The organism is Mesorhizobium sp. C264A, assembly GCF_040324515.1.
Lineage (GTDB): Bacteria > Pseudomonadota > Alphaproteobacteria > Rhizobiales > Rhizobiaceae > Mesorhizobium.
In genome coordinates, this window is record NZ_JAMYVY010000001.1 from 919277 (window position 1) to 943310 (window position 24034).

Here is a 24034-nt window from a genome sequence, read left to right on the forward strand (position 1 = left end):
GCGGGGCAAGCCCTGCGCTGGGAACATGGTAGCCCTACCGTCACGGCACTTGATATTGCATCGCAGCAAGCGTAGAGCACCGCGCGCTTATCGGAGTGTCGTCCATGGCCCTTACCAATGCTGGTATTGAGGCAGAACCCGTCGAACAATCGAGCCATCCCGAAATCGAACAGCACAGCACCAAAGTTCTGATGCTGGGCGCGCTCGGTGTGGTCTATGGCGACATCGGCACCAGCCCGATCTACGCCTTCCGGGAAGCGCTTGTTGCGTCCTCCGGCGGCGAAATCGCCGAGCGCGGCGATATTCTGGGCGTGCTGTCGCTGATCATCTGGTCGTTGACGATTATCGTCACCATCAAATACATCATGTTTGTGCTCAGAGCCGACAACCGAGGCGAGGGCGGCGTGCTGTCGCTGATGGCGCTGGCGCGCGGCAGTTTCCCGACCCGCTCGGCGATCATCCTGGCCATCGGTATTGTCGGCGCGTCATTGTTCTTCGGTGACGCCGTCATCACGCCGGCAATCTCGGTGCTTTCGGCGGTTGAAGGCATGAATGTCGTTACCCCGACCTTCCAGCCCTACGTCGTGCCGCTGACGCTGGTCATCCTTGCGATCCTGTTTTCGGTGCAGCGCTTCGGGACCGGCGGTGTGGCGCTGATCTTCGGGCCGATCACGGCGGTCTGGTTCCTGGCTATCGGTCTTTCGGGCTTGAACCACATCATCGCCGATCCCGAAATCCTGTGGGCGGTCAGCCCGCACTACATCGTCGCCTTCCTGATCAATTCGCCCGATGTCGCCTTCGTCACCATCGGCGCCATCTTCCTCGCCGTCACCGGCGCCGAAGCGCTTTATGCCGATCTCGGCCATTTCGGCCGCAAGCCCATCGTGCTCGCCTGGCTGGCCATCGTGTTTCCCTGCCTGCTGTTAAACTATGCCGGGCAGGGCGCTTTCGTGCTGGCGAAGAACGGTCACGTCGGCCATCCATTCTTCGAGATGAACGAAGGCTGGACGCTGATCCCGATGGTGGTATTGGCAACCGCGGCGACGGTTATCGCCAGCCAGGCGGTCATCTCCGGCGCCTTCTCGCTGACCCGGCAGGCGGTGCAGCTCAATATGCTGCCGCGCCTCGAAATCCTGCACACGTCGGAACGGCAGTCGGGCCAGATCTACATGCCCCGCGTCAATGTTTTGCTGGCGTTGGCGGTGATGTTGCTGGTCGTCGGTTTCGGCGAATCGAGCAAGCTGGCCTCCGCCTATGGCATCTCGGTGACCGGCAACATGCTGGTGACGACGGTGCTGCTGTTCGTCGTCATGACGCGCATTTGGAAATGGCGCCTGTGGGTGGCGGTGGCGATGACGGCGGTGTTCGCATTCATCGACATCGGCTTCTTTGCCTCCAACATCGTGAAGGTGTTCGAGGGCGGCTGGGCGTCGCTTGCGGTGGCCTTCACCATCGTTCTGGCGATGTGGACCTGGGTGCGCGGCAGCCGCTATCTGTTCGACAAGACCCGTCGCAACGAAATCCCGCTCGATTTCCTCGCCGGCAATCTGTTGAAGAAGAAGCCGCAGCTGGTGTCCGGCACCGCCGTGTTCCTGACCAGCGATCCGCAAAGCGCGCCGACAGCGCTGATGCACAGCCTGAAGCACTACAAGGTGCTGCACGAGCAGAACGTCATTCTGTCGGTGGTCACCGCACCGCAGCCGCTGGTGCCCGACAGCGAGCGGGTCAAGATGGAGACAGTCAACGAGTTGTTCATGCGGGTGACGCTGACCTTCGGCTATATGGAGCAGCCCAACATTCCGCGCGCGCTGGCGATCTGCCGCAAGCAGGGCTGGAAGTTCGACATCATGACGACGTCGTTCTTCCTGTCGCGGCGCTCGCTCAAGGCATCGCCCAATTCCGGCATGCCGGTGTGGCAGGACAAGCTGTTCATCGGGCTCGCCCGCTCGGCGGCCGATGCGACGGAGTATTTCCAGATCCCGACCGGACGTGTGGTCGAGATCGGCACGCAGGTGGCGATCTGAGGGTCTCGAACGGATAAATCGTCGAGGAGGCTAATATGAGCGGCGAATTGGTGCTGGTCACCGGCGGGTCCGGCTTCCTCGGCGCTCACTGCATCCTCGAACTGTTGAAGGCCGGCTACCGCGTCCGCACCTCCGTGCGATCGGCCAGGCGCGAAGCCGATGTGCTCGCCATGCTCAAGGCAGGTGGCACGGAGCCCGGTGACGCCCTTTCATTCGCCCATGCCGATCTGATGGCCGACGCAGGCTGGCCGGCGGCGGTGGCCGGCTGCGATTACGTGCTGCATGTCGCATCACCTTTTCCGCCCGGCGTGCCCACGCATGAGGATGACCTGATCCTTCCGGCGCGCGAGGGCGCGTTGCGCGTGCTGCGGCGGCGCGGGATACCGGGGTCAGGCGCGTCGTGCTCACCTCATCCTTCGCGGCCGTCGGCTATGGCAAAATGCGCGCGGATGGGCAGCCTTTCAACGAGGAAAACTGGACCGATCCGGCAGGCAAGGTCAGCGCCTATGTGAAGTCCAAGACGCTCGCCGAGCGCGCGGCCTGGGATTTCATCGCCGAGCGGGGCGGCGCGCTGGAGCTTGCGGTCGTCAATCCCGTTGGCATCTTTGGACCGGTGCTCGGCGCGGACCATTCGACCTCGACCGAATTTGTCCAGCGCATGCTGAACGGCGCCGTGCCTGGGCTGCCGCGCCTGTCCTTCGGCGTCGTCGACGCGCGCGACGTGGCGGATCTGCATGTTCGCGCCATGACCCACCCCGCCGCCAAGGGCGAACGGTTCCTCGCTGTCGCCGGCGATTTCATGACGGTCCGCGAGATCGCGCAGACCCTGAAGACGCGGCTCGGGCCGGCGGCGTCGCGCGTCTCGACGCGGGAGTTTCCCGATTGGCTGGTGCGCATCATCGGGCTGTTCAATCCGGAAGCGGCCCAACTCGCAACGGAACTGGGCAAGATCAAGAACGCCACCAACGCCAAGGCGGTGCGCGTGCTCGGCTGGGCGCCACGCTCGCGCGAAGATGCTTTGATTGCCACGGGCGAAAGCCTGATCCGGCTGGGACTGGTCAAGCGACGTAAGTAATTGTGCGGGAGGCCGAACCTTAAGGGCTCCGCGTCCCGCAATGGCAGCTTTCAGCCGGCCAGTGCAGCCTTGTTCGTCTCCAGAAACTGCTTCAGCGGCACCGACTTTCGGCCGGAGAGTTTTTCGACCGCGTCTGTCACCATGCCGAGGTCACCTGCGCGGGCGGCAGCGTCGAACGACACCAGCACCTTGGCGAAGGGTTCAGGCAGGCCGGCCGACTTCATTCCCTCGGTCAGGGCTTCGTCGGAAAGCTGGATGACCTGGATCGGCTTGCTGGTGACTTCGGTGACCAACGCCGCCACTTCGGCAGCCGTATACGCACTGGGGCCGGTCAGCGTGTAAGTCGCGCTTTCGCTGCTGTCCGAGGCGAGCCCCGCTGCGATCGCCGCCGCGAAATCGTCACGCGTGCCGTAGGAAATGGCGCCGTCGCCGGCGGAGGTGGACCACTGACCCGATGCCAGAGCCTGCGGCAACGCCGTGAACAGGTTCTCGTTATACCAGCCGTTGCGGAATATCGTGTAGGGGATGCCGGTCGCCTTGATCGCCTGTTCGGTGTCGTAGTGGTCGGGCGCGAAAACAACCGGCGAACCAGGCTCGGGGTTGGGCAAGCGTCGAATACAGCCTGACCGATCTCGGCCGTTCGATGTTCGGCGCCTTGCATCAATTGATCCTGTGGGCCGAACTCAACCATGGTGCGGTGCGCAAGGCGCGCGCTGCCTTCGACGCCGGTGGCTGATATTTTGGTCCATGCAGCAAAGGCTTGATTTGACAATGGCGCTGAAGGATTGTCCGGCCAGTAGTTGGGCGGGCAATGGAAAAATCTCTCGACATCGCGATTGCGGGCGCCGGCCCGGCGGGGCTCGCCACCGCGCTCTATCTCAAGCGCGCGGGCCACAACGTCACCATCTTCGAACGTTTCGAGGAACCCAAGCCCGTCGGTTCCGGACTGATCCTGCAGCCGACCGGGCTGAGCGTGCTCGCCGATCTCGGCCTGCTCGACGACATTCTGGCGCTGGGGAGCCGCATCGAGCGTCTGCATGGCGCCGATGCCTCGAGCGGCCGCACCGTGCTCGCCGTGCGCTACGATGCGCAGCCTGGCGGCCGTTTCGGGCTGGCGGTGCACCGGGCGGCGTTGTTCAACATGTTGTTTCGCGCCGCGCAGCGCCAAGGCATCGCCATCGAAACCGGTGTCGAGATCGAGACGCTGGACGTCGGTGAGCGGGCGATCCTGATCTTCGACAAGAGCCGAACGGTGGGGGGCCGCAGGGCAGGGCCGTTCGACCTCGTGGTCGACGCCAGCGGCTCGCGTTCGAAGCTGCGCCGGTGCCTCAACGATCCGGCCCAGCCGCGGCAGCTCACTTACGGCGCGTTCTGGGCCTCGCTCGGCTGGCGCCAAGGCTTCGACGAAAATGCGCTGCTGCAGCGCTACGACAAGGCCAGCGTGATGATCGGCGTCCTGCCGATCGGCCGACCGGAACCGGGCGCGGAAAAGATGGCGGCGTTCTTCTGGAGCCTGAAGCCGGCGGATGCCGAAAACGTGCGCGCGGTAGGGCTCGACGCCTGGAAGGCGAGACTGGTCTCGCTGTGGCCGCAGTGCGAGGCGTTCACCAGCCAGATCGACAGCTTCGACCAGCTGTCGCTGGCGCGCTACGGCCACCACACGATGAAGCTGCCGGCCGGCCGCAGGCTGGCCGTGATCGGCGATGCCGCGCATTCGACCAGCCCGCAGCTCGGGCAAGGCGCCAACATGGCGTTGCTCGACGCGGCAGCACTCAGCCATGCCTTGGCACAAACGGGCAACGTCGAGGCAGCGCTGGAAAGCTACGCCCGGGCGCGGCGATGGCATGTCCGAATCTTCCAGCTGCTGTCGCTGGCGCTGACGCCGTTCTACCAGTCGGACGGCACGATGCTGCCCTTCTTCCGCGACAGGCTGGTGGCAACCATCGCCAAAATCCCGCCAGTGCCAAGCGTGCTTGCCTCGATGGTGGCCGGCACGCTGATCGATCCGTTCAGGCGGATCGGGCTAGAGGAGGTGCACTGGCCAGATCATCCGGCGGGATCAGGCTCGAGAGAAGCGAATTTCTCGCACGCAGGAATAGACGCAGCCGCTGCGGATAGTCCGGCGCCACGGCACCCTTGATCGAGGCGCGTTCGCTCAACGCCTTGCGCCAGGCCTGGACCAATGGCTTGCCGTCCAGAATGCCGAAATTGCCGATCCGGTCGAAGGCGTCGAGATAGCGGAAGACCGGGCCGTAGACGGCGTCGACGAGGCAAAAGCGCTGGCCGCTGAACCACGGTCCGGCCTGGTCGGCCAATTCGTTCTCGACACGATCGAACATGGCTGACAGCGCTGCGGATTCCGCCAGGAAGGCGGCCTCCGTCGATGCCGAGTAGAACCGGCCGATGGTGTTCAATGTCGCCGAGCCGAACTCGATCCAGGCGCGATGCCGGGCACGGGCGTAGGCGTCGGCCGGATGCAGAGGATTGGCTTGCGTCTCCTCGAGGAATTCGAGAATAACGGCGGATTCGAAGATCACCGTCTCCTCGCCATTTGCGTGGACGATCAGCAGCGGCACCTTGCCCAGCGGCGAAATCGCCTTGAACCAGTCCGGCCTGTTGGCGAGGTCGATGGTGACACGCTCGAACGGTACGCCCTTCTCGGCCAGCGAGATCGCCGCGCGCTGCACATAGGGGCATAGATGATGGCTGACGAGAATGAGCTTGCCAGTCATTTCATTCTTCTCAGTCATTTCATTCTTCTCAGGCATGTCACTCTCCCCAGACATAGTTCAACGCGCCGTCCTCGACGCGCGTCGACAAGAACATCAGTCGCGACGCTTTTGGCGCCGGACCTTCGATCCGGTCGCCTGATGTCATGTCGAAGGCGGCGCCGTGCCATTGGCAGACCAGCTTGCCGTCCTTGCAGTCGAGCGGCCCGCCGAAATGCAGGCAGACATTGGCGGCGGCGCGGATGCGCTCACCGCTGCGCCAAATATGGACCTCGCGGCCGAAGAATGGCGCGATCAGGCTGCCCGTCTGTGGGACGTCGGCGACTTTGCAAATTTCGTGTTTCATGGATCTTTCCCGGATCGATGCAGTTGCATGCATATAGATGCAAGTGCATTGACCGTCAAGCTTGATGCAACTGCATCTATCGCCTAGGATGGGTCATGGCCAAAACAACCACGCCTTCGCCCGAAGCCGTCAAGGCCTGGGCCCGCCTGATGCGGGTTTCGCGCCAGCTCATCGAAAAGGCGGAAGAGGCTTTGAAGACTAGCGGCTTGCCGCCGCTTGACTGGTATGACGTGCTGCATGAACTCGCCGAGGCGGGTGAGGGCGGGCTGCGGCCATTCCAGCTGACCGAGCGCACACTGTTTGCGCAGTATAACATCTCGCGGCTTCTGGCGCGCCTCGAGGCAGACGGACTGGTCGAGAAGCTCAGGGCTGCCGATGACGGCCGCGGCCAGACCATCCGCATCTCGGCCAAGGGCCGTCAGACGCGGCGACGGATGTGGGCTGTCTATGGACGGTCTATTGCGGAATTGGTCGGCGCAAAACTCTCCGCCGAGGAGCTGAAGATACTGGCGAGCCTGCTTGGAGAGCTGCGCCATCCGCCCGCCGATGATTGATCCGTCAGAATCTCGTGGTTTGCCCGGCGGCTCTCACGTCGACGATTTTTCTACCTGACCCCTTGCGTCGAGCATAGGATTGCGCAATATGCCGAACCGTAACGTACGGTACGCCGTTTGAGGCGACCCGGCGACCTCATCGAATGGGCAGGAAATTGTTGCAGGCAAGGGCCGAGATCGATACCAGCGAAGTGCTCACAGAGCGGCAAAAGGCCGTCCTGGACGCGGCTTTGCGGCTGCTGGTCGAGGAGGGCGACAATCTGACCATGACGGCGGTGGCGCGCCGCGCCAGCTGCTCGAAGGAAACGCTCTACAAATGGTTCGGCGACCGCGACGGACTGCTGACGGCGACCGTGCAGTGGCAGGCATCGAAAGTGCGCGTGGTGCCGGTCGACGGTGAGCGGCTCGATCTTGCCTCGCTGACGGCAAGCCTGGAAGGCTTCGCCTCGGACTGGCTGAAGGTGATTTCGAGCGATACCTCGATCGCGCTGAACCGCGTCGCGGTCGGCCATGCCGGATCCGGAAAGGACGATCTCGGCGCGATCGTGCTGGAGAATGGCCGTTTCGCGCTGGCCAGACGGTTGAAGCCGGTGCTGCTTGCCGGCAAGCAGGCCGGGCTGCTCGACTTTACGGACGCCGAAATGGCGTTCCGGACCTTTTTCGGGCTGGTCGCCCGCGACGTGCAGATCCGTCTGCTGCTCGGCGACAGGCTGGAATTGACTGAAGCGGCGATCGGCGGCGATGCCGCCCGGGCGACGCAGCAGTTTCTCGCTCTTTATGGAGCAAAAACCGGGCCGCAAGGCCTCTAATCTCTGTGGGAAGGAAGCAAAAGATGCGTGTCTATTACGATCGCGACGCCGATCTCAATCTGATCAAGGGCAAGAAGGTCGCCATTATCGGCTATGGCAGCCAAGGCCGGGCGCACGCGCTCAACCTCAAGGATTCCGGCGCCAAGGAAATCGCCATCGGCCTCAAGGCGGGATCGGCGACCGCCAAGAAGGTCGAGGCTGATGGCCTGAAAGTGATGAGCGTGGCGGACGCTGCCAAATGGGCCGATTTGATGATGATGGCGACGCCTGACGAATTGCAGGCCGACATCTACAAAAACGAAATCGCGCCAAACATTCGTGACGGCGCCGCGATTGCCTTCGCGCACGGCCTCAACGTGCATTTCGGCCTCATCGAGCCGAAGTCGACCGTCGATGTCGTCATGATCGCGCCGAAAGGCCCCGGCCACACGGTGCGCGGCGAATACCAGAAGGGCGGCGGCGTGCCGTGCCTGGTCGCCGTCAACCAGGATGCTTCCGGCAATGCGCTCGATCTCGCTCTGTCCTACGCCTGCGGCGTCGGCGGCGGCCGTTCGGGCATCATCGAGACCAATTTCCGCGAGGAATGCGAGACCGATCTGTTCGGCGAGCAGGTCGTGCTCTGCGGCGGCCTGGTCGAGCTAATCCGCGCCGGCTTCGAGACGCTGGTTGAGGCCGGCTACGCACCCGAAATGGCCTATTTCGAGTGCCTGCACGAGGTCAAGCTGATCGTCGACCTGATCTATGAAGGCGGCATCGCCAACATGAACTACTCGATCTCGAACACCGCCGAATGGGGTGAATATGTCTCAGGCCCGCGCATCATTACCGCCGAGACCAAGGCCGAGATGAAGCGCGTGCTGAAAGACATCCAGACCGGAAAATTCACCTCGGAGTGGATGCAGGAATACCGCGCCGGCATGTCGCGCTTCAAGGGCATCCGCCGCAACAATGACAGCCACCAGATCGAGGAAGTCGGCGCCAAGCTGCGCGCCATGATGCCCTGGATTTCCAAGAACAAGCTGGTCGACAAGGCCAAGAACTAACCCGCAGTCGTCGGGATTGGGAGCAAAGAGCCGGCGGAGCGATTCGCCGGCTCTTTCATGCCGGTTTATCGATCAGGACGCTCAGCCATAGTGCCAATGCGGCTTCGGCTCGGTGCCGGTGAACTCGACGCCGATGCGGTCGTCGCGGCGCCAGCGCACGATGGCCTTGTAGCCGATGCCGTCGACCGGCACATAGAGCAGGAACTCGTCCGGCACGCGCGCGTCTATCGACACTTTCAGTTCGGCGCCGCCGGCATGCATGTTGCGGACCGTGCACTTGACCTCGGAATTGGTGAGGCCGGTCAGAATCGTCGCGCCTTTCAGCACGCGCTGCCGGTGTTTGTTTCGCAACTCGTTGTCGGCCATGACGGCACGTCCTTCGCGACCGGATCGGCGCGATCGTCAGATGGGGCACGATATCACGGATAGGCTGAGCCGATAAACATATGGTTAGCGGTGACCGAGACCAGCCGTCTTTCCCAAATGAAAACGGCGCCGCGATGGGGCGGCGCCGTCGTGTATTGTCGTTTATAGTTCAGCTGTAGGGCGACCAGCATTGCTGGCGCGGGCCACCATAGGGCTGGAACGTGTTGTCCCAGGCCCGGTAGGACCGATAGCGGTCGTAGCACCACTGTACATGGGCGCTGGACAGACGCTGCGTGCGGTAATAGCGGCGGGGCGCCGGCTGCACGTAGTAGCCGTCATTGTAATAGCCGTTGTTGTAGATGCTGCCGAGGCCGAGACCCAGGCCGAGGCCGAGAACTGCTGCGGCGCCGGTGTCAAAATCACGGCCGCGATGGTGGCGGTGATGGCGCCAGCGCCAGTTGTCGCCGCCGTTCCAGTTGCCGCCATTCCAGTTGCCGTTGTTCCAGTTGCCTGACCGGGCAAAGCGACGGCCGTCGTGGCGGCGCCACTGCCAATCGTTGAAGGAGCGGCGGTCATTGCCGCCCGCCCAGCTGTCGCGAACCGGTGTGATGTCAGACAATGCGGTGCTTGTCGGCACCGCCAGGTTTGGCTGCAGGATCGGGCCGGCGGCGGATGGCGCCGTGAGACCCGAGAAAAGACCGAGCGCTAACAGCCCGGATTTGACTGTGGACGAAAAGAGCGAGCTCATTGCACTCTCCAAGTGATACAGGCCCCACGCCCGGATACCCCAGGGAAGTGGCCTATTGATGGACCTTGGCGTCTGAACGGAGGATGAACAGAAAGGTTCCATCAGCCATGACGAGCAGCCCTTGTTTTCATTGGCGCTTGCAGGCAAAGGTCAGCCCATGTCGCTGCGCCTCGCCACTTTCAATGTCGAAAACCTGATGAACAGGTTCGATTACTCGGGCTTCCGCAACCAGCTCAACGAAGACCGCACGCTGGCGCTTTTCGACATCCAGAGCGAAGCCGAATACCGGATGCTGGAGCAGGCGCGCGCCATCGCGCAATCCGACGATACGCGCCAGTTGACCGCGCTCGCCATCGCCGCCACCCGCGCGGACATCATCTGCATGCAGGAGGTTGACAACATCGAGGCGCTGAAGGCGTTCGAGTATGGCTATCTCTTCAAGATGGTGGGCGAGGGTTACCGGCAGAAATACACCACCGCCGGCAATGATTCGCGCGGCATCGACGTTGCCGTGATGATGCGCAACGAGACCGCGCAAGGTCAGCCGATCGAATTCGTGCGCATGACCAGCCATGCCTATGTCACCTTCGAGCAGTTCGGGCTGCACACGCCTGAACTCGAGGCGCTCGGCAACCTGGCCAATGAACGCATCTTCCGGCGCGATTGCCTGGAGGTCGACATCAAGGTCGGCGGCGTGCCGCTGACGCTTTACCTCGTCCATTTCAAATCGATGGGCTCGCCGCGCAACGGGCTCGACGGACGCGAGGCGACGATGCCGGTGCGCATCGCCGAGGCGCAAGCCGTGCGCCGCATCATCGAGGAGCGCTTCGGCAAAGAGCACGCAGCCGATAAAAACTGGGCGATCTGCGGCGACATGAACGACTACCGCCAGCGGGTGAAGATCGAGGGCGACGCCGTCGACGGCTACCGCTTCCAGGTGATCGACGAGAGCCAGTCCTGTATCGATGTGCTCACCGCCGGCGGCTTTTGCGAAAACGTCGTCGAACGCCGGCCGGAGATGGACCGCTGGAGTTTCTACCACACGCGCGGGCCGAAGGAGCGGCATCTGTGCCAGCTCGACTACATCCTGCTGTCGAAAGGGCTGGCGGCGAAGAATGCGACGGCGGTTCCCGACATCATCCGCAACGGCCAGCCCTGGCGCACCATCTTTCCGGCGGGACAGGCGGTGGAGCGCTTTCCGCGCGCCGGCTGGGACCGGCCGAAGGCGTCGGACCATTGTCCCGTCGCAATTACCCTGGACATGGCTTGAGCACGGTGAGCTTCGACCTGCCGCGCAACGTCATCCTGCCCGTCGACGAAATCGACGTCCGGCTCGACCCTGGCCCGCATCCGTTCGAGCGCGACAACGCGCAGGCAATCACTGACAACTGGCGGCGCGAGGTCACGGCCAATCCGGCGCTGTTCGACGGCACGGTGGTGCTGCTCTCGGCGCTCGCCTGGCGCGACAACCGGATCGTCGGGCGTTGTCACGCGGTGAAGTACTCGACCTTCCTGCTGTGGCGAAAGAACCGGCAGGGGACGGGCGCCGAGCATGCCTATGGCCACGCCATGCTGGTCGCCGGCGACAACGCCTTGGTGGCGATCCGCATGGGCGCGCACACGGTCCCGGCCGGCAGTGTCTACTTCGCTGCCGGCTCGTTCGAGCCGATCGATTTTCGCGATGGCCGCGTCGATGTCGATTTCAACATGATCCGCGAAGTGCGCGAGGAGACCGGGCTTGACCTGACAGGCGCTGCGCGCGGCAAGCGCTACCATGCGCTGTCGACTTCGACCGGCACGGTCCTCTTCCGCCGCTACCACGTCGATGCGCCGGCCGACGAGATTGCGCGGCGCATCGGCGCCTTCGTCGCGACCGAGACCGAGCCGGAGATCGAGGGGCCGGTGATCATCCGCCACGCCGCCGACCTGCCGGAAGGGCTGGCACCGCATATGAAGCCGCTGGTCGAGTGGCATTTTGGCGGTGGCGGGGGCTAACGGCGCGGATTGTTCTGCGCCGCCTTGCGGTCGTTGCGGGCGGCGACGAGGAACAGGATGACGCCGATGCCCAGCAATCCACCCATGACCATGCCCATCGTCTGGCCGACGACTGCCTGAAAATCGGCGGTGACACGATCGGGATTGGCCATGCCGTAGCGGGCGAGATACCACCAAAGTCCCGCAAGGGCGCCTTCGATGATCACCATCGTCAGAATCAGCCGCGCCTTCTTGCTCATTGCCACTCCTTGACCAGATGCTTTGCTCTAAAATTAGCATCGCAGACCGGACGACAACAAGTATTGCCGATGTCGACAAGCACCCATCCTTGTGGATAGCGGTTGGTTGCGGTGGAGCTGATCTGGCGCTTATTCGTGGCGCAGCGCGTCGATCGGGTCGAGCCTGGCGCCGCGCAGCGCCGGGAAGAAGCCGAACACCATGCCGATCAGCGCCGAAAAACCGACGGCGAGCAGGATGACCGCCGGGCTCGGCGCAAACGGTATGGCCAGCGTTGCCGAGGCGAGGCCGGCCAGCGCCAGGCCGATCAGGATGCCGATAATGCCGCCGAGCAGCGACAGCACCGTCGCCTCGACCAGGAACTGGATGAGGATGTGCTTTTCATGCGCGCCGATGGCGAGCCTGATGCCGATCTCGCGGGTGCGCTCAGTGACCGAGACCAGCATGATGTTCATGATGCCGATGCCGCCGACCAGCAGGCTGACGCCCGCGACGGCGCCTAGCATGCCGGTCATGGTGGTGGTGGCGCTGGCCATGGCGTCGGCGATCTGGGTCATGTCGCGGATCGAGAAATCGTCTTCGCGGTCCGGCGTGATGCGGCGGGTGTCGCGCAAAACGTCCTCGACTCGCGGCTGCAATTCGGTGGTCGGGGTGCGGTCGTCGGCGGCGACGTAGATGTTGTCGATGTCGCGGTTGCCGGCGATGCGGCGCTGATAGGCGGCAAGCGGCATCAAGACGACATTGTCCTGGTCCTGGCCGAAGCCGGTATAGCCCTTGGGTTCGAGCAGGCCGATGATCTTGCACGAGGTGCGGTTGACGCGGATGATCTCGCCCTCGGGTTCGCCGGCGCCGAAGAATTGCTGGCGCACCGTTTCGCCGATCAGGCACACGCCGGTGCCGGAGCGTGTTTCCGAATCCGAGAACGGGCGGCCCGACACCAGCTTCCAGTCGCGGGCGTCGAGATAGGCGCTGTCGGTGCCGGTGACCCCCGAGGTCAGGCTCTCGGTGCCGAAGATGACGCGGACTTGTTTCTGCGACGCCGGCGCAATGGCGCGCGCTCCGGTCAGGTGGGCTACGAGGGCGGCTACATCCTTGTCGGCCAGAGGCCGTACCGCCTGGTCGAGCCCGCCTGGTCCGCCGGTGCCTGCCGGGCGGCCGGAACGGACGACGAGCAGGTTCGAGCCGAGCTTGGCGATGTCCGACTTGACCTTGGCCGTGGTGCCCGAACCGATGGTCAGCATGGCGATGACGGCGGCGACACCGATGACGATGCCGAGCAGCGTCAGGAACGAGCGCAGCACATTGCGGCGGATGGAGCGCAGAGAGAGGCGGACGGTTTCCCAGATCATGACGCCAACTCCGACTTGGCCGTGTCGGACGCGACGTGGCCGTCGAGGAAGCGGATGGTGCGCTCGGCATAATCGGCGACATCGGCCTCGTGGGTGACCATGGCGATGGTCAGGCCGAGCTCGCGGTTCAGCCGCGTCAACAGCTCCATGATCTCATGCGTGCGGGCGGTGTCGAGGTTGCCGGTCGGCTCGTCGGCGACGAGCAGCGTCGGCCTGGTGACGATGGCGCGCGCGATCGCCACGCGCTGCTGCTGACCACCGGAGAGTTCGGCCGGCGTGTGATGTTCGCGCCCGACCAGGCCGACCTCCGCCAGCGCCTGCATGGCAAGATCGCGGCGCTCGCGGGCCGGCGCGCCGCGATAGATCAGCGGCAGCTCGACATTTTCCGCCGCCGTGGTGCGCGGCAACAGATTGTAACCCTGGAAGACGAAGCCGATATAGAGATTGCGCAGAAGCGCCCGGCGGTTGCGGTCGAGCCGCCCGGCGTCGATGCCCATGAAGGAGTAGGTTCCGGCCGTCGGCGTGTCGAGGCAACCGATGATGTTCATCGCGGTCGATTTGCCCGAACCGGACGGGCCCATGATGGCGACGAATTCGCCACGCTGGATGGCGAGGTCGACGCCGGCCAGCGCATGGACCTTGGCTTCGCCCTGGCCATAGCTCTTCCAGACCGTGTCGAAACCGATGAGGCCCGCGGCCATGGCGTCAGCTCCGCAGCTGCGAGGTCGTGATAACCTCTGCACCTTCATCCAGCCCGGAGGTGATCTCGGTCAGTTCGCCGTCGGTGGAGCCGATCTTCACGTTGACCGGGTGCGGCCGGCCGTTCTCCAGCACATAGAGCGTGCGTGAGCCGTCGGTGGGCGCCTTCACCGGCTGGCGGCGGTTGCCGCCACGACCCATGCGGCCGGTGAACAGATCGCTGAGGCTCCACGCGCGGGCAGCAGGTGCCGATGGCCGATAGCGAAACGCTGTTGAAGGCACGGTGAGCACGCTCTTGGCCTGCCTGGTGACGACCGAAACCGTGGCGGTCATGCCGGGCCGCAGCAAAAGCTCGTTATTGTCGACTTCCAACCGTGCATTGTAGGTGACGACGCCGTCGGTGGTGACCGAGGCGTAGGAGATGTCGCGGATCTCGGCGTCGAACGGCCGCTCCGGAAAGGCATCGACGGTGAAGCGTGCATGCTGGCCTGGTTTGACCGCGCCGATATCGGCCTCGTTGACCGCCGCCACCAATTCCATGTTCCTCAAATCGGCGGCGATGATGAACAGAACCGGCGCCTGCAGCGAGGAGGCGACCGTCTGGCCGGGGTCGACGGAACGCGTCAAGACGATGCCGTCGATCGGCGCATAGATGGTGCTCTTGGCAAGGTCGGTCTGCTGCGCCTTGAGATCGGCCTGGGCGATGGCGAGATTGGCCTGCGCACTATCGAGCGCCGCCTTGGAGCGGTCGCGCGTGGCAGTCGCCGCCTCGAGCGACTGATCGGTCGCCATGCCACGCCTGGTCAGTTCGGCCGCGCGGGTGAGGGCGCTTTCGTTCTCCTTCAGGGTTACCGTGGCGTCCTCGACATTGGCGGCAGCGGCCTTGGCCGAGGCCTCGGCGCGTTCGATCTGGACCTCGAGTTTCACCGTGTCGAGCGTCGCCAGCACGTCGCCCTCCTTGACCTGCTGGTTCTCTTCGGACGAGACCGAGCGGATGATACCGGACAGCTCGCTTGAAATGTCGACCTGGGTGAGGGGCTGCAGCGTGCCGGTCGCCGAAACCGCGACGGTGAGGTCGGCAATGGTAGCCGGCGTGGTGGTGTAGTCGATCTTGGCCGGCGAGCCGGCAAACCACTGGTAGCCAGCCAACCCGGCGGCAAGTGCGATCAGCGCCAGCAGCGCGTAAAGCCAGCCCCGGCGGCGCGTCTTGCGCACGCCGCTCTGATCAAGCCCGAGCGCCGCCTCGATGGCGGAATCCGATTCCGTCTTTGGCAGATTGACAAGCTGGTCCACGCCGGACCCCTATGAAAGCGTAATGTCCCTAGTTGTGCACAGATCAGGCTTGGTGGTTCGAATATCAAATTAAATTTCGGCCATGTTCGGATTGAGGCGGAAGGTTTTTCAAGATGCAGACCCGCAATTACTTGCTCTACGATGTGTTTACGACGGAGCGGCTGGCCGGCAATCCGCTGGCTGTCGTGCTCGACAGCCAAGGGCTGGATACAGCCGCCATGCAGGCCATTGCGCGCGAGTTCAACCTGTCCGAATCGGTCTTCGTGCTGCCGCCGGACAATCCAAAACATCGCAACCGCATCCGCATTTTCACGCCCGACTATGAGATGCCGTTCGCCGGACATCCGACAGTTGGCGCCGCGATCGCGCTGGCCGAACTGACAGGCGAGGGCGAAGCCGGCATCTTCGTGCTGGAGGAGAATATCGGCCCGGTGCGCTGCGCCGTCAGCCGGCACGATGGCGCCACCTTTGCCGAGTTCGACCTGGCGAAGCTGCCGGAGCCGCTGAAGCTCGATGCCGACCCGGAGGCGATCGGCGCCGCCCTCGGGCTGGCGCCGCACGAGATCGGCTTCGAGAATCACCTGGTGTCGTTCTGGTCGGCAGGCGTGCCTTACGTCACCATTCCGGTCGCCAATCTGGAGGCTGCCGGCCGGATCAAGCTCGACAACCAGGCCTGGTCGGAACTGGCGCCGCGCAAGAGCGAATGGGCCTTCGCCAGCCCGTATGTCTATTGCCGCCAGACGGTGAACCATGACAGCGCCTTCCATGTCCGTATGATCGTGCCGGGCACGCCGTCCTATGAAGACCCGGCGACCGGGTCGGCGGCGGCGGCCTTTGCCGGCGCCATCATGCAGTTCGATGGCCCGACCGACGGCATTTCGCAGCTGTGGATCGAGCAGGGGCTGGAGATGGGCCGCCCTTCGCGCATCCGCCTCGAACTCACTGTCGAAGGCGGAAAACTGGCCTCCGCGCGCATCGGCGGCCATGCGGTAAAGGTGGCGGAAGGCAAGCTGTTCGTGTGACCGCCTGCGGCAGTTCAGCGATTTGTCGGGAAATGATTCCGGCAGGGCTGGACAGGACCGGTATCGGCGGCTATATGCCCGCCAACGCCGGTTTTTACCGGTCGAGTGGGTGCGTAGCTCAGTTGGTAGAGCAGCTGACTCTTAATCAGCGGGTCCACAGTTCAATCCTGTGCGCACCCACCAAAGATTTCAAAAGCTTAGGTGGAAAGACCGTTGGAATACAGGGCGATGTGAGCCGGTTTCGGACCGGCTCACGGCTCACGTGGATTCCACGCGGTAGCCGCATGCGGCCGAGTTTCTTGCCGGCCTTATCCAGGCGCTCAATGGCAGGGTGGGGCAGGGTCAGTGTCGCGCCATTGAGGTGGAACAGGCATGCCGGACAAGTTCTGAGATGGCAGACGACGGATCGGGCCAGAGCTTCGTAACGACTGATATCCTGGCCTATCCTTGATAGCGGCAGTAATGGCCCCTTCTGTCGGCCTATGATCAAGCATTTTTTCCGATTTGTGGCAGAAAGGTTACATGGCTTGCTGAAGAACCAGGCTAAACCTGAATCATCTGCTTCTGTCCCAGGAATGATCCGATGCGCACACTGAAGTTTGCCCTTCTTGCTTCCCTTGCATTTGCCAGCCCTGCATTGTCGGCGGACCTTTCCCCCCAGCCAACCGAGCCTGTGGTTTATACTTGGACCGGTGTTTATGTAGGTGCGGCGGGCGGGTACGCTTGGGGAAATTCAACTTACGACGGCGCTGGGTCTCCGGCCGGGCCTCCCTTCATCAGCACCTCCGTCGATCCCAAAGGGGGCTTTGGCGGTGCCTATGTTGGCTATAACTACCAGTTCAATGGCAACTATGTCATCGGCGTTGAAGCGGATGCCAATTTCGCCGACGTAAAGGGCGACAATACGTTTCCTGCGGGGCCTCCCGTTGTCTTCGCAAGCGGTGAGTTAAAATGGTTCGGGTCGGCACGCTTGCGTGCAGGCTATGCGTTCGATCGTTTTCTGCCATTTGTAACTGGCGGTCTCGCTATCGGTCATTACTCCGGCGCAAACAATTTTCCAGGTGGGTCGATTGAGAACAGCGATAACATGGTTGGTTGGACGGTAGGCGCCGGACTTGACTATGCCGTCACCGACAATTTGATTGCGCGGTTCGAATACCGCTATTCCGACTATGGCCGCAAATCGCAGCCTGCGCCGTTCGACTTCCCGACACAGCAAGCCAGGCTTGATCTGACCACCAACGATGTTCGCGTTGGACTTGCCTACAAGTTCTGATTTCTGACTGTGCCTTCTTTCAAAGCCTCGCTTCGGCGAGGCTTTTTTGTTGCGCGAGTGGCCGGGCGCGTCATGGACGTTCTTTCCACCCTAGGAGGCGCGACATGGCCCGCGCGGGTGGCCTTCCACTTGATATGGCCACCCAGTCCGCGCGTCCCTGCAAACCTTGCGAAAGCCTACTTCTCTGACACGCCAGCCTCGGCAAAACTCGCCATCCTCGCATGGCATTCCAGTGCCGAGCGGACGATGTTGACGGCGAGGCAGGCGCCCGAGCCTTCGCCGAGCCGCATGCCGAGGTCGAGCAGCGGTGGCAGGCCGAGCGCTTCGAGCAGGCGGCGGTGGCCGGATTCGGCCGAGACATGGGCGGCGATGGTGTGGGCGAGGCCTGAGGGGTGCAGTCGCGCCAGGGGCGCTGCCGCTGCCGTGCAGACGAAGCCGTCGAGCAGCACCGGGACGTTCTTGCGGCGGGCGGCGAGCGTGGCGCCGAAGATGGCGGCGAGTTCGCGGCCGCCAAGGGCGGCGGCGATCTTCAGCGGGTCGGACAGCGCGTCGGCATGGCGCTTGAGGCCGGATTCAATGGCGGTGACCTTGCGCTTCAGCCCGGCATCGTCGACGCCGGTGCCGCGCCCGGTCCATTTTTCAGCGCCGCCGCCGAACAGGGCGGTCGAGATGGCGGCCGCCGGCGTGGTGTTGCCGATGCCCATCTCGCCGAAACAGACGAGGTCGAGGTCGTTCGTCACCGCGTCATAGCCAGCCGAGACGGCGGCGAGGAAGTTTTTTTCGTCCATTGCCGGCACGTCAGTGAAGTCGCCTGTCGGATGATCGAGATCGAGCGGGATGACGTCGAGTTCCGCGCCGGCGATGCGGGCAAGCTGGTTGATGGCGGCGCCGCCGCCGGCAAAATTCGCCAACATCTGCACGGTCACTTCCGACGGGAAGGCCGACACGCCCTGCGCGGTGACGCCGTGATTGCCGGCGAACACGAAGACTTTGACGCGATCGAGTTTCGGCATGTCGCGGCCCTGCCAGCGTGCCAGCCAGGCGGCGAGGGTTTCCAGCCGGCCCAGGCTGCCTTGCGGCTTCGTCAATGTGTCCTGGCGGCGGGCGACTGCATTTGCGGCGGTATCGCTGCCGGCAGGCAGATCGAAACAGGCGGCGCGCAGTTCATCGAATGATTTGAAGGGCATGGGGAAGGAATCTCCGGGGAAGAATCAGGAAAGGGAAATGGAAGCGACGAGCAGGACAGTGATCTCGCCCAACTGCTGCAGGGCGCCGATCGTGTCACCGGTGTGGCCGCCAATCTGGTTGAGGCAGAGCGCGCGCAAGGCGCTGAACACGAGAGCGAGCAGGATCAGTGCGGCAAAGGCGCCGCCGAGCCCCAGAGTCAGAAGCGGGATGGCGCCGAGCACGGCGCCGAGAACAGCTGTCTGAGCCGAGACGGTCCCGGCGCCGGCAGACAGGCCGTCACTGCGCGCCGCCGGCGCCAGATGCATGAACGCGCCGAGCAGGCCGCGCGAGGCGGCGTGGGCGGCGATCAGCGCGAAGAGCACGCTTGTCGGATTCGCCAGTTGCGACAGCGCGCTCCAGCGGATGAGCATCGACAGGCCAAGAGCTGCTGCGCCATAGGTGCCGATGCGGCTGTCGCGCATGATCTCCAGTTTTTTATCGCGCGTCTTGCCGCCGCCAAAGCCATCTGCGACATCGGAAAGCCCGTCCTCATGCAGGCAGCCCGTGGCGAGCAGGGTTGCTGCAAGCGCAAGGGCTGCTGCCGGGCCGGGGGCAAGGCCGAGCTGTACGCCCGCGGCGTAGACGACAGCACCAGCCACAGCGACGGCGAGGCCGGCGACAGGCGCCGCCCAGATCGCATCGGCCAGGCTGCGGCCACGAAGGTCGAAGACCGGCAGCGGCAGCCGGGTGAAGAAGACGAGGCAAAGCGCGACGTCGTCGAGCGCTTGCCGGGGCGAGGGCACGGAGGTCATGCACCCCTCGCAATGGCGTGGAAGAAGGTGCCGCTGACATGGCCGCGGCGATAGCCGGAGGCGCCGAGCGGATTGCCCTGACCGTCGGCGAGATCGGCCAATGGCTCGTCATTGCCGGTCGCAATCATCTGCGCATAGTGGAATTCATGGCCACGGATCAGCGCGCCTTGCGGCCCCAGCGGACAGGCGACGCGCAGGCGTGCCTCGCGGTAGCCGAGGTTCATCTTGCGCTTGGCAAAGCTGGTGGAATGGCCGAGCAGGCCAAGCATGGCGTGCGTCTCGCCGGCCGCGTCCTCCAGCGCTTCGCCCAGCACCATGAAGCCGCCGCACTCGCCATGGATCGGCTTGGTCTCGGCAAACCTGGCCATGCCAGCTCGGAAATTGGTCGCCGCCGCGAGGCTGCCGGCGTGAAGCTCGGGATAGCCGCCGGGCAGCCAGCAGACACCGCAATTCTGCACCGGTGCTTCGTCGGCTAGCGGCGAGAACGGCACGATCTCGGCGCCGGCCTGACGCCAGTGGGCGGCGACGTGCGGATAGAGGAAGGTGAAGGCGGCGTCTTCGGCGAGCGCGATTCGTTGGCCGGGCGGCTGCAAGGCATGTTCGAAACTGCCTGATGCCGGCGAAAACGGCGCGGCCAGCGCCATGATGGCGTCAAGGTCGAGGGATTTCTCGACCATGTCGGCGAGGCGGTCGAGATGCGTCATCAGGTCGGCATATTCGCCGGCCTGGACGAGGCCGAGATGGCGCTCCGGCAAATTGAGCGTGGGATCGCGCAGGATGGCGCCGACGACCGGCAGGCCGAGCGTTTCGATCGCCTCGCTGCACAGCTTGCGGTGGCGCTCGCTGCCGAGACGGTTGAGCACGATTCCGGCCATGCGCACATCCGGGTCGTAGGTGGCAAAACCCTTGGCGACGGCGGCCGCCGTCGTCGACTGTCCCGAGACGTCGAGCACCAAAAGCACCGGCAGGTGGTAGAGCCGCGCCAGATCGGCGGCCGAGCCGGTGCGGCCTTGTCCGGCCGGGATGCCGTCGAATAGGCCCATCGCGCTTTCGAGGAAGATAAAATCGGCATCCTCGGTGGCATTGCCGGCCAACGCGTTGAGCAGGTCAGGCGACATCGCCCAGCTGTCCAGGTTGACGCCGGACAGGCCAGTTGCGGCGGTATGAAAACCCGGATCGATATAGTCGGGGCCGGACTTGGCGCCGCGCACCTTGATGCCGCGCCGGGCGAGCGCGCGCAAAATGCCGATGGTGACGCTGGTCTTGCCGGAGCCGGAACGCGGCGCGCCGATGATGATGGCGCGGGTCATGCGTTACCCGCCAGTGCTGCGCGCATGGCGACGATGCCGCCGACGACAATGAGGGCCGGCGAGGCCAATTCCGCCGCGGCGGCCGCTTCGGAAATGGTGGCGAGTGTCGCGACGACGGTCCGCTCCTGCGGTGTCGTCGCCGAAACGATGACAGCCGCCGGCGTCGACGGCGCCAGCCCGCCTTCGAGCAGCGACGCGGCGATAACAGGCAGATTGGCCATGCCCATATAGATGACCACCGGCTGGCCGGTGCGGGCGATCGCGCCCCAGTCGAGATCGTCATCTGTGCCGGCGGCATGACCTGTCGCCAGGATGATCGCCTTGTTGATGCCGCGCATGGTTGCGGGAATGCCGGTGGCGGCCAGCGCGCTCAGCCCCGATGTCAGGCCGGGCATGACGCGGAAAGGGATTTTTTCGCGCGCCAGCGCCAGCGCCTCTTCGCCGCCGCGGCCGAAAATATAGGGATCGCCGCCCTTCAGCCGGACGACGCGGCGGCCCTCGCGTGCCAGCCGCACCAGCAAAGCGGTGATATCGTCCTGCCTCATGGACGGTTTGCCGCCGCGTTTTCCTGCAAAGAACAGCTGGGCATTGTCCGCAACGGCGACAACGTCAGAGGAGACCAGCGCGTCATAGACCACAGCGTCGGCCTCGGCCAATGCCGCCAGCACTTCCAGCGTCAGGCAGCCGGGATCGCCGGGACCGGCGCCGGCCAGCCAGACATGGCCCGGCTCAAGCCGGCGCGGCTTGAAGTTCAGCCGGGCAAGGGCCTGTTCGAGCGTGGTGTTTTCGCTTTTACCGCTCACAATCCGTCCCGCCCGCGAAAACGCCGCTGGTAGTGGGCGTCGTACAATGAACTCTCGCCAAAACCTTCCGCTGCCAGCGAGCGGCCGACGAAGATGATCGCCGTGCGCTCCATGGGATCGGCGGCGAGCAGCGCCTCGATGGTCGCTAGCGTGCCGGTCAGCACGCGCTCGTCCGGCCATGAAGCGCGAAAGACGATCGCCACCGGGCAATCGCCGCCATAATGCGGCGACAATTCGGCGACGACGCGATCGATGGCGTGGATGGCGAGATGAATGGCCAGTGTGGCGCCGGTGCGGCCGAAGCCGGCCAGCGTTTCGCCCGGCGGCATTTTCGAGGCGCGGCCGGAGACGCGGGTCAGCACCAGGCTTTGCGCCACCTCGGGAATGGTCAGTTCGCGGCGAAGGGCTGCGGCTGCGGCGGCGAAAGAGGGAACGCCCGGCGTCAGCGTGTAAGGAATGCCGTGTTTTTCCAGCCGGCGGATCTGCTCGGCCACGGCGCTCCACACCGAGAGGTCGCCGGAATGCAGGCGGGCGACATCGTGGCCGGCCTGGTGGGCTGTCACATATTCGACCTCGATTTCGTCGAGTGACATCGGCGCCGTATCGATCAGTTTGGTCCCCGGTGCGCAGTGTTGCAGCAATTCCGGCGCGACGATCGAGCCGGCATGCAGACAGACCGGGCAGCTTGCCAGCAGCTTGGCGCCGCGCAGTGTGATGAGGTCGGCGGCGCCGGGACCGGCGCCGATGAAATGCACGGTCATGGCGCGTCTCCGCTGATGGCGATGGCGCAGGTGACCGGGCCGAGCACGGTGCGTGGACCAAGTAGCTTTGCACCGGGGCCGGCAACGGCAAGGGCGGAGGCTTCTGAGACGGAGGGTGTGCCGGCGAGATCCTGCGAGAGATCGGATTTGCTGAGTGCCTCCGACGAGACGGCCTGAAGTGCTGCGTCATCAACGATGATGACGGGAAGGTTGAGCGTGCGGCCAGCGGCAGAGATCGCTTTTTCGTCTTTCTTGAGCGCGGCGGTCGCCAAGGCCGACAGCGCCGTTATCGCCAGCCCGTGCGCTTCGAGGGCGGTTTCGATCGCCGCGAGCACGTCTTCGACGCTCACGCCCTTCCGGCTGCCGATGCCCGCCACCATCATGGCTTCACCCAGCTCCACTGGGTGACCGGCATGGCCGGGCGCCAGGCCTGCATCGAACCGACAGGAGAAGCGCGGGAAATGGTGATGCGGGTAAGGTCGCCGCCGCGCTTGATGTGCTCCGCGAGAAGCAGCGCCTCCATCTCCAGCGTCACCGCATTGGCAACGAGACGGCCACGGGATGGCAGCGCCTTGATGGCGGCGTTCAGTACGCCGGCGTCGCTGCCACCTCCGCCGATGAAGATCGCATCCGGCGTGTCCAGCCCGGCCAGTGCCTTGGGCGCCGACCCTTCCACCACGACAAGACCGGGCACGCCGCAATGCGCGGCGTTGCGGACGATGCGGGCGGCGCGGTCGGTGTTGGCCTCGATGGCGATGGCGCGCATCGAGGGGTGAGCGAGCATCCATTCGATGCCGATGGAGCCGGAACCGGCGCCGATGTCCCACAGCAATTCGCCACGCCTCGGCGCCAGCGCCGCAAGCGTGATGGCGCGGATGTCGTGCTTGGTGATCTGGCCGTCGTGCTCGAACAGATGGTCGGCGCGGCCAACGGTCAGCGGCAGGATGCGGGCCTCTTGTGTCGATTCAAGCTCAAGCGCCAGCACGTTGAGCGGATTGATGTCTCTGAGATCGAAAGCGTCGGCACGTGCCGAGCGAAGCTTCTCGTTCGGTCCGCCCAGCGCTTCCAGAACGGTCAGCCGCGAACCGCCGAAGTCGAGCTCTACGAGCAGGCGCGCTATTGTCGCTGGTGCGTCGCCGTCCGATGTCAGCGCCAGGATGCGCGCCCTGGGATGCAGCAGCGGCCGGATCAGGTCGAGCGGCCTTCCATGCAGCGAGATCGTCTCGATGTCCTGCAACGCCCAGCCGAGCCGGGCGGCAGCCAGCGAAATCGCCGATGGCGCGGGGATGACATGCATCTCTTCAGGCTTGACCTTGCGGGCAAGGGTGGCGCCGACCCCGTGGAAGAATGGATCACCGGAGGCGAGCACGCAGACGCGCCGGCCGGCCAGCGCCAGCACGTCTGCCATGCCGGCATCGAATGGCACCGGCCATGGGCGCTGCTCACCCTTGATGAGCGAAGCCACCAGCGCCAGATGCCGCTTGCCGCCGAAGACGAATTCGGCCTCGGCGATCAGCCGCTTGGCCTCGTCGCCGAGACCCGCTAAACCGTCCTCGCCGATGCCGATCACCGTCAGCCATTTCGGCTTGGCGCCGCGCTTACTCTCAGCAGGCATG

Annotated in this window: 23 protein-coding genes, 1 tRNA gene and 4 pseudogenes; 12 read left to right on the forward strand and 16 right to left on the reverse strand. The window is 64.5% G+C overall.

Annotated elements, in window-relative coordinates:
• The first annotated feature begins 104 nt into the window (after positions 1–104).
• Together NKL04_RS04430 and NKL04_RS04435 are read left to right on the forward strand one after the other, a co-directional pair.
• Positions 105–2024, forward strand: coding sequence for a potassium transporter Kup (locus tag NKL04_RS04430; protein ID WP_286442487.1), 1920 nt, complete (start codon positions 105–107; stop codon positions 2022–2024).
• 35 nt (positions 2025–2059) lie between these two features.
• A pseudogene (locus NKL04_RS04435) lies at positions 2060–3099 on the forward strand (SDR family oxidoreductase).
• A gap of 50 nt (positions 3100–3149) precedes the next feature.
• Here NKL04_RS04435 and NKL04_RS04440 read toward each other — a convergent pair.
• Positions 3150–3707, reverse strand: a pseudogene (locus NKL04_RS04440) (NmrA family NAD(P)-binding protein); the annotation flags it as partial.
• Between NKL04_RS04440 and NKL04_RS04445 the strand changes: the two are divergent.
• Positions 3707–3835, forward strand: a pseudogene (locus NKL04_RS04445) (winged helix-turn-helix transcriptional regulator); the annotation flags it as partial. The pseudogenes NKL04_RS04440 and NKL04_RS04445 sit on opposite strands and share 1 nt — an antisense overlap.
• Before the next feature lie 75 nt (positions 3836–3910).
• Positions 3911–5146: pseudogene (locus NKL04_RS04450) on the forward strand (FAD-dependent oxidoreductase); the annotation flags it as partial.
• Here NKL04_RS04450 and NKL04_RS04455 read toward each other — a convergent pair.
• A complete protein-coding gene (locus tag NKL04_RS04455; RefSeq protein ID WP_023700396.1) occupies positions 5109–5867 on the reverse strand; it encodes a glutathione S-transferase family protein in 759 nt (252 codons plus the stop codon). The pseudogene NKL04_RS04450 and the gene NKL04_RS04455 overlap by 38 nt on opposite strands.
• A 1-nt stretch (position 5868) precedes the next feature.
• Positions 5869–6174, reverse strand: a complete 306-nt coding sequence (locus NKL04_RS04460; RefSeq protein WP_023690332.1) for a Rieske (2Fe-2S) protein — start codon at positions 6172–6174, stop codon at positions 5869–5871.
• A gap of 95 nt (positions 6175–6269) precedes the next feature.
• On the opposite strand from NKL04_RS04460, the gene NKL04_RS04465 reads away from it, so the two are divergent.
• The 3 genes from NKL04_RS04465 to ilvC all read left to right on the forward strand — a co-directional run bounded on the left by NKL04_RS04465 (position 6270) and on the right by ilvC (position 8580).
• Entirely contained in the window at positions 6270–6728 is a 459-nt protein-coding gene (locus tag NKL04_RS04465; RefSeq protein ID WP_023700395.1) for a MarR family winged helix-turn-helix transcriptional regulator, read from the forward strand.
• 143 nt (positions 6729–6871) lie between these two features.
• On the forward strand, positions 6872–7537 hold the full coding sequence (locus NKL04_RS04470; protein ID WP_245271367.1) for a TetR/AcrR family transcriptional regulator: 666 nt from the start codon (positions 6872–6874) through the stop codon (positions 7535–7537).
• Between the two features lie 23 nt (positions 7538–7560).
• On the forward strand, positions 7561–8580 hold the full coding sequence (gene ilvC / locus NKL04_RS04475) for a ketol-acid reductoisomerase (RefSeq protein WP_013531065.1): 1020 nt from the start codon (positions 7561–7563) through the stop codon (positions 8578–8580).
• An 81-nt stretch (positions 8581–8661) separates the two neighbouring features.
• Here ilvC and NKL04_RS04480 read toward each other — a convergent pair whose 3' ends face one another.
• Entirely contained in the window at positions 8662–8946 is a 285-nt protein-coding gene (locus NKL04_RS04480) for a PilZ domain-containing protein (protein WP_023685169.1), read from the reverse strand.
• A gap of 169 nt (positions 8947–9115) precedes the next feature.
• The gene (locus NKL04_RS04485) at positions 9116–9694 is read right to left on the reverse strand and encodes a BA14K family protein (RefSeq protein ID WP_023700393.1); all 579 of its coding nucleotides are present in this window, start codon (positions 9692–9694) and stop codon (positions 9116–9118) included.
• A gap of 157 nt (positions 9695–9851) precedes the next feature.
• Here NKL04_RS04485 and NKL04_RS04490 point away from each other — a divergent pair, with 157 nt between their 5' ends.
• Positions 9852–10964, forward strand: coding sequence for an endonuclease/exonuclease/phosphatase family protein (locus tag NKL04_RS04490; protein ID WP_023690932.1), 1113 nt, complete (start codon positions 9852–9854; stop codon positions 10962–10964).
• A 5-nt stretch (positions 10965–10969) separates the two neighbouring features.
• Complete coding sequence (locus tag NKL04_RS04495; protein WP_023668380.1) at positions 10970–11689, forward strand: NUDIX hydrolase; 720 nt, start codon at positions 10970–10972, stop codon at positions 11687–11689.
• Here the strand turns inward: NKL04_RS04495 and NKL04_RS04500 are convergent.
• The 4 genes from NKL04_RS04500 to NKL04_RS04515 all read right to left on the reverse strand — a co-directional run bounded on the left by NKL04_RS04500 (position 11686) and on the right by NKL04_RS04515 (position 15267).
• Positions 11686–11928, reverse strand: a complete 243-nt coding sequence (locus NKL04_RS04500) for a hypothetical protein (RefSeq protein WP_023690325.1) — start codon at positions 11926–11928, stop codon at positions 11686–11688. The two genes, NKL04_RS04495 and NKL04_RS04500, sit on opposite strands and share 4 nt — an antisense overlap.
• A gap of 129 nt (positions 11929–12057) precedes the next feature.
• Positions 12058–13275, reverse strand: coding sequence for an ABC transporter permease (locus tag NKL04_RS04505; RefSeq protein ID WP_023700392.1), 1218 nt, complete (start codon positions 13273–13275; stop codon positions 12058–12060).
• Positions 13272–13976: an ABC transporter ATP-binding protein gene (locus NKL04_RS04510; RefSeq protein ID WP_023685174.1), complete on the reverse strand. Its 705-nt coding sequence runs from the start codon at positions 13974–13976 to the stop codon at positions 13272–13274. The genes NKL04_RS04505 and NKL04_RS04510 overlap by 4 nt, the downstream gene beginning before the upstream one ends.
• Positions 13977–13980: 4 nt before the next feature.
• Positions 13981–15267, reverse strand: coding sequence for an efflux RND transporter periplasmic adaptor subunit (locus tag NKL04_RS04515; protein ID WP_023700391.1), 1287 nt, complete (start codon positions 15265–15267; stop codon positions 13981–13983).
• 113 nt (positions 15268–15380) lie between these two features.
• Between NKL04_RS04515 and NKL04_RS04520 the strand changes: the two genes are divergently transcribed.
• From NKL04_RS04520 to NKL04_RS04530, 3 genes are all read left to right on the forward strand, one after another.
• Positions 15381–16289 carry a PhzF family phenazine biosynthesis protein gene (locus NKL04_RS04520; RefSeq protein ID WP_023700390.1) on the forward strand — a complete coding sequence of 303 codons (909 nt, stop codon included), beginning with the start codon at positions 15381–15383 and terminating at the stop codon, positions 16287–16289.
• Positions 16290–16396: 107 nt separating this feature from the next.
• A tRNA-Lys gene (locus NKL04_RS04525) sits at positions 16397–16472 on the forward strand.
• A 400-nt stretch (positions 16473–16872) separates the two neighbouring features.
• Positions 16873–17565 carry an outer membrane protein gene (locus tag NKL04_RS04530; RefSeq protein ID WP_032996943.1) on the forward strand — a complete coding sequence of 231 codons (693 nt, stop codon included), beginning with the start codon at positions 16873–16875 and terminating at the stop codon, positions 17563–17565.
• A 176-nt stretch (positions 17566–17741) separates the two neighbouring features.
• Here the strand turns inward: NKL04_RS04530 and cobT are convergent, their stop codons facing one another.
• The 7 genes from cobT to NKL04_RS04565 are packed head-to-tail and all read right to left on the reverse strand — an operon-like array spanning position 17742 to position 24033.
• The gene (gene cobT, locus NKL04_RS04535) at positions 17742–18752 is read right to left on the reverse strand and encodes a nicotinate-nucleotide--dimethylbenzimidazole phosphoribosyltransferase (RefSeq protein ID WP_023830152.1); all 1011 of its coding nucleotides are present in this window, start codon (positions 18750–18752) and stop codon (positions 17742–17744) included.
• 24 nt (positions 18753–18776) lie between these two features.
• Positions 18777–19544 carry an adenosylcobinamide-GDP ribazoletransferase gene (gene cobS, locus NKL04_RS04540; protein WP_352723332.1) on the reverse strand — a complete coding sequence of 256 codons (768 nt, stop codon included), beginning with the start codon at positions 19542–19544 and terminating at the stop codon, positions 18777–18779.
• Positions 19541–20854, reverse strand: a complete 1314-nt coding sequence (locus NKL04_RS04545) for a cobyrinic acid a,c-diamide synthase CobB (protein WP_023700387.1) — start codon at positions 20852–20854, stop codon at positions 19541–19543. Before NKL04_RS04545 ends, cobS begins: the two co-directional genes overlap by 4 nt.
• Positions 20851–21657 carry a uroporphyrinogen-III C-methyltransferase gene (gene cobA, locus NKL04_RS04550; RefSeq protein WP_023700386.1) on the reverse strand — a complete coding sequence of 269 codons (807 nt, stop codon included), beginning with the start codon at positions 21655–21657 and terminating at the stop codon, positions 20851–20853. The genes NKL04_RS04545 and cobA overlap by 4 nt, the downstream gene beginning before the upstream one ends.
• A complete protein-coding gene (gene cobM, locus NKL04_RS04555) occupies positions 21654–22418 on the reverse strand; it encodes a precorrin-4 C(11)-methyltransferase (protein ID WP_023690316.1) in 765 nt (254 codons plus the stop codon). Before cobM ends, cobA begins: the two co-directional genes overlap by 4 nt.
• Positions 22415–22801 (reverse strand): cobalamin biosynthesis protein, encoded by a 387-nt coding sequence (locus NKL04_RS04560; protein WP_023700385.1) that lies wholly within the window; start codon positions 22799–22801, stop codon positions 22415–22417. The genes cobM and NKL04_RS04560 overlap by 4 nt, the downstream gene beginning before the upstream one ends.
• Positions 22798–24033, reverse strand: a complete 1236-nt coding sequence (locus NKL04_RS04565; protein WP_023700384.1) for a bifunctional cobalt-precorrin-7 (C(5))-methyltransferase/cobalt-precorrin-6B (C(15))-methyltransferase — start codon at positions 24031–24033, stop codon at positions 22798–22800. The genes NKL04_RS04560 and NKL04_RS04565 overlap by 4 nt, the downstream gene beginning before the upstream one ends.
• Between the last annotated feature and the right edge of the window lies 1 nt (position 24034).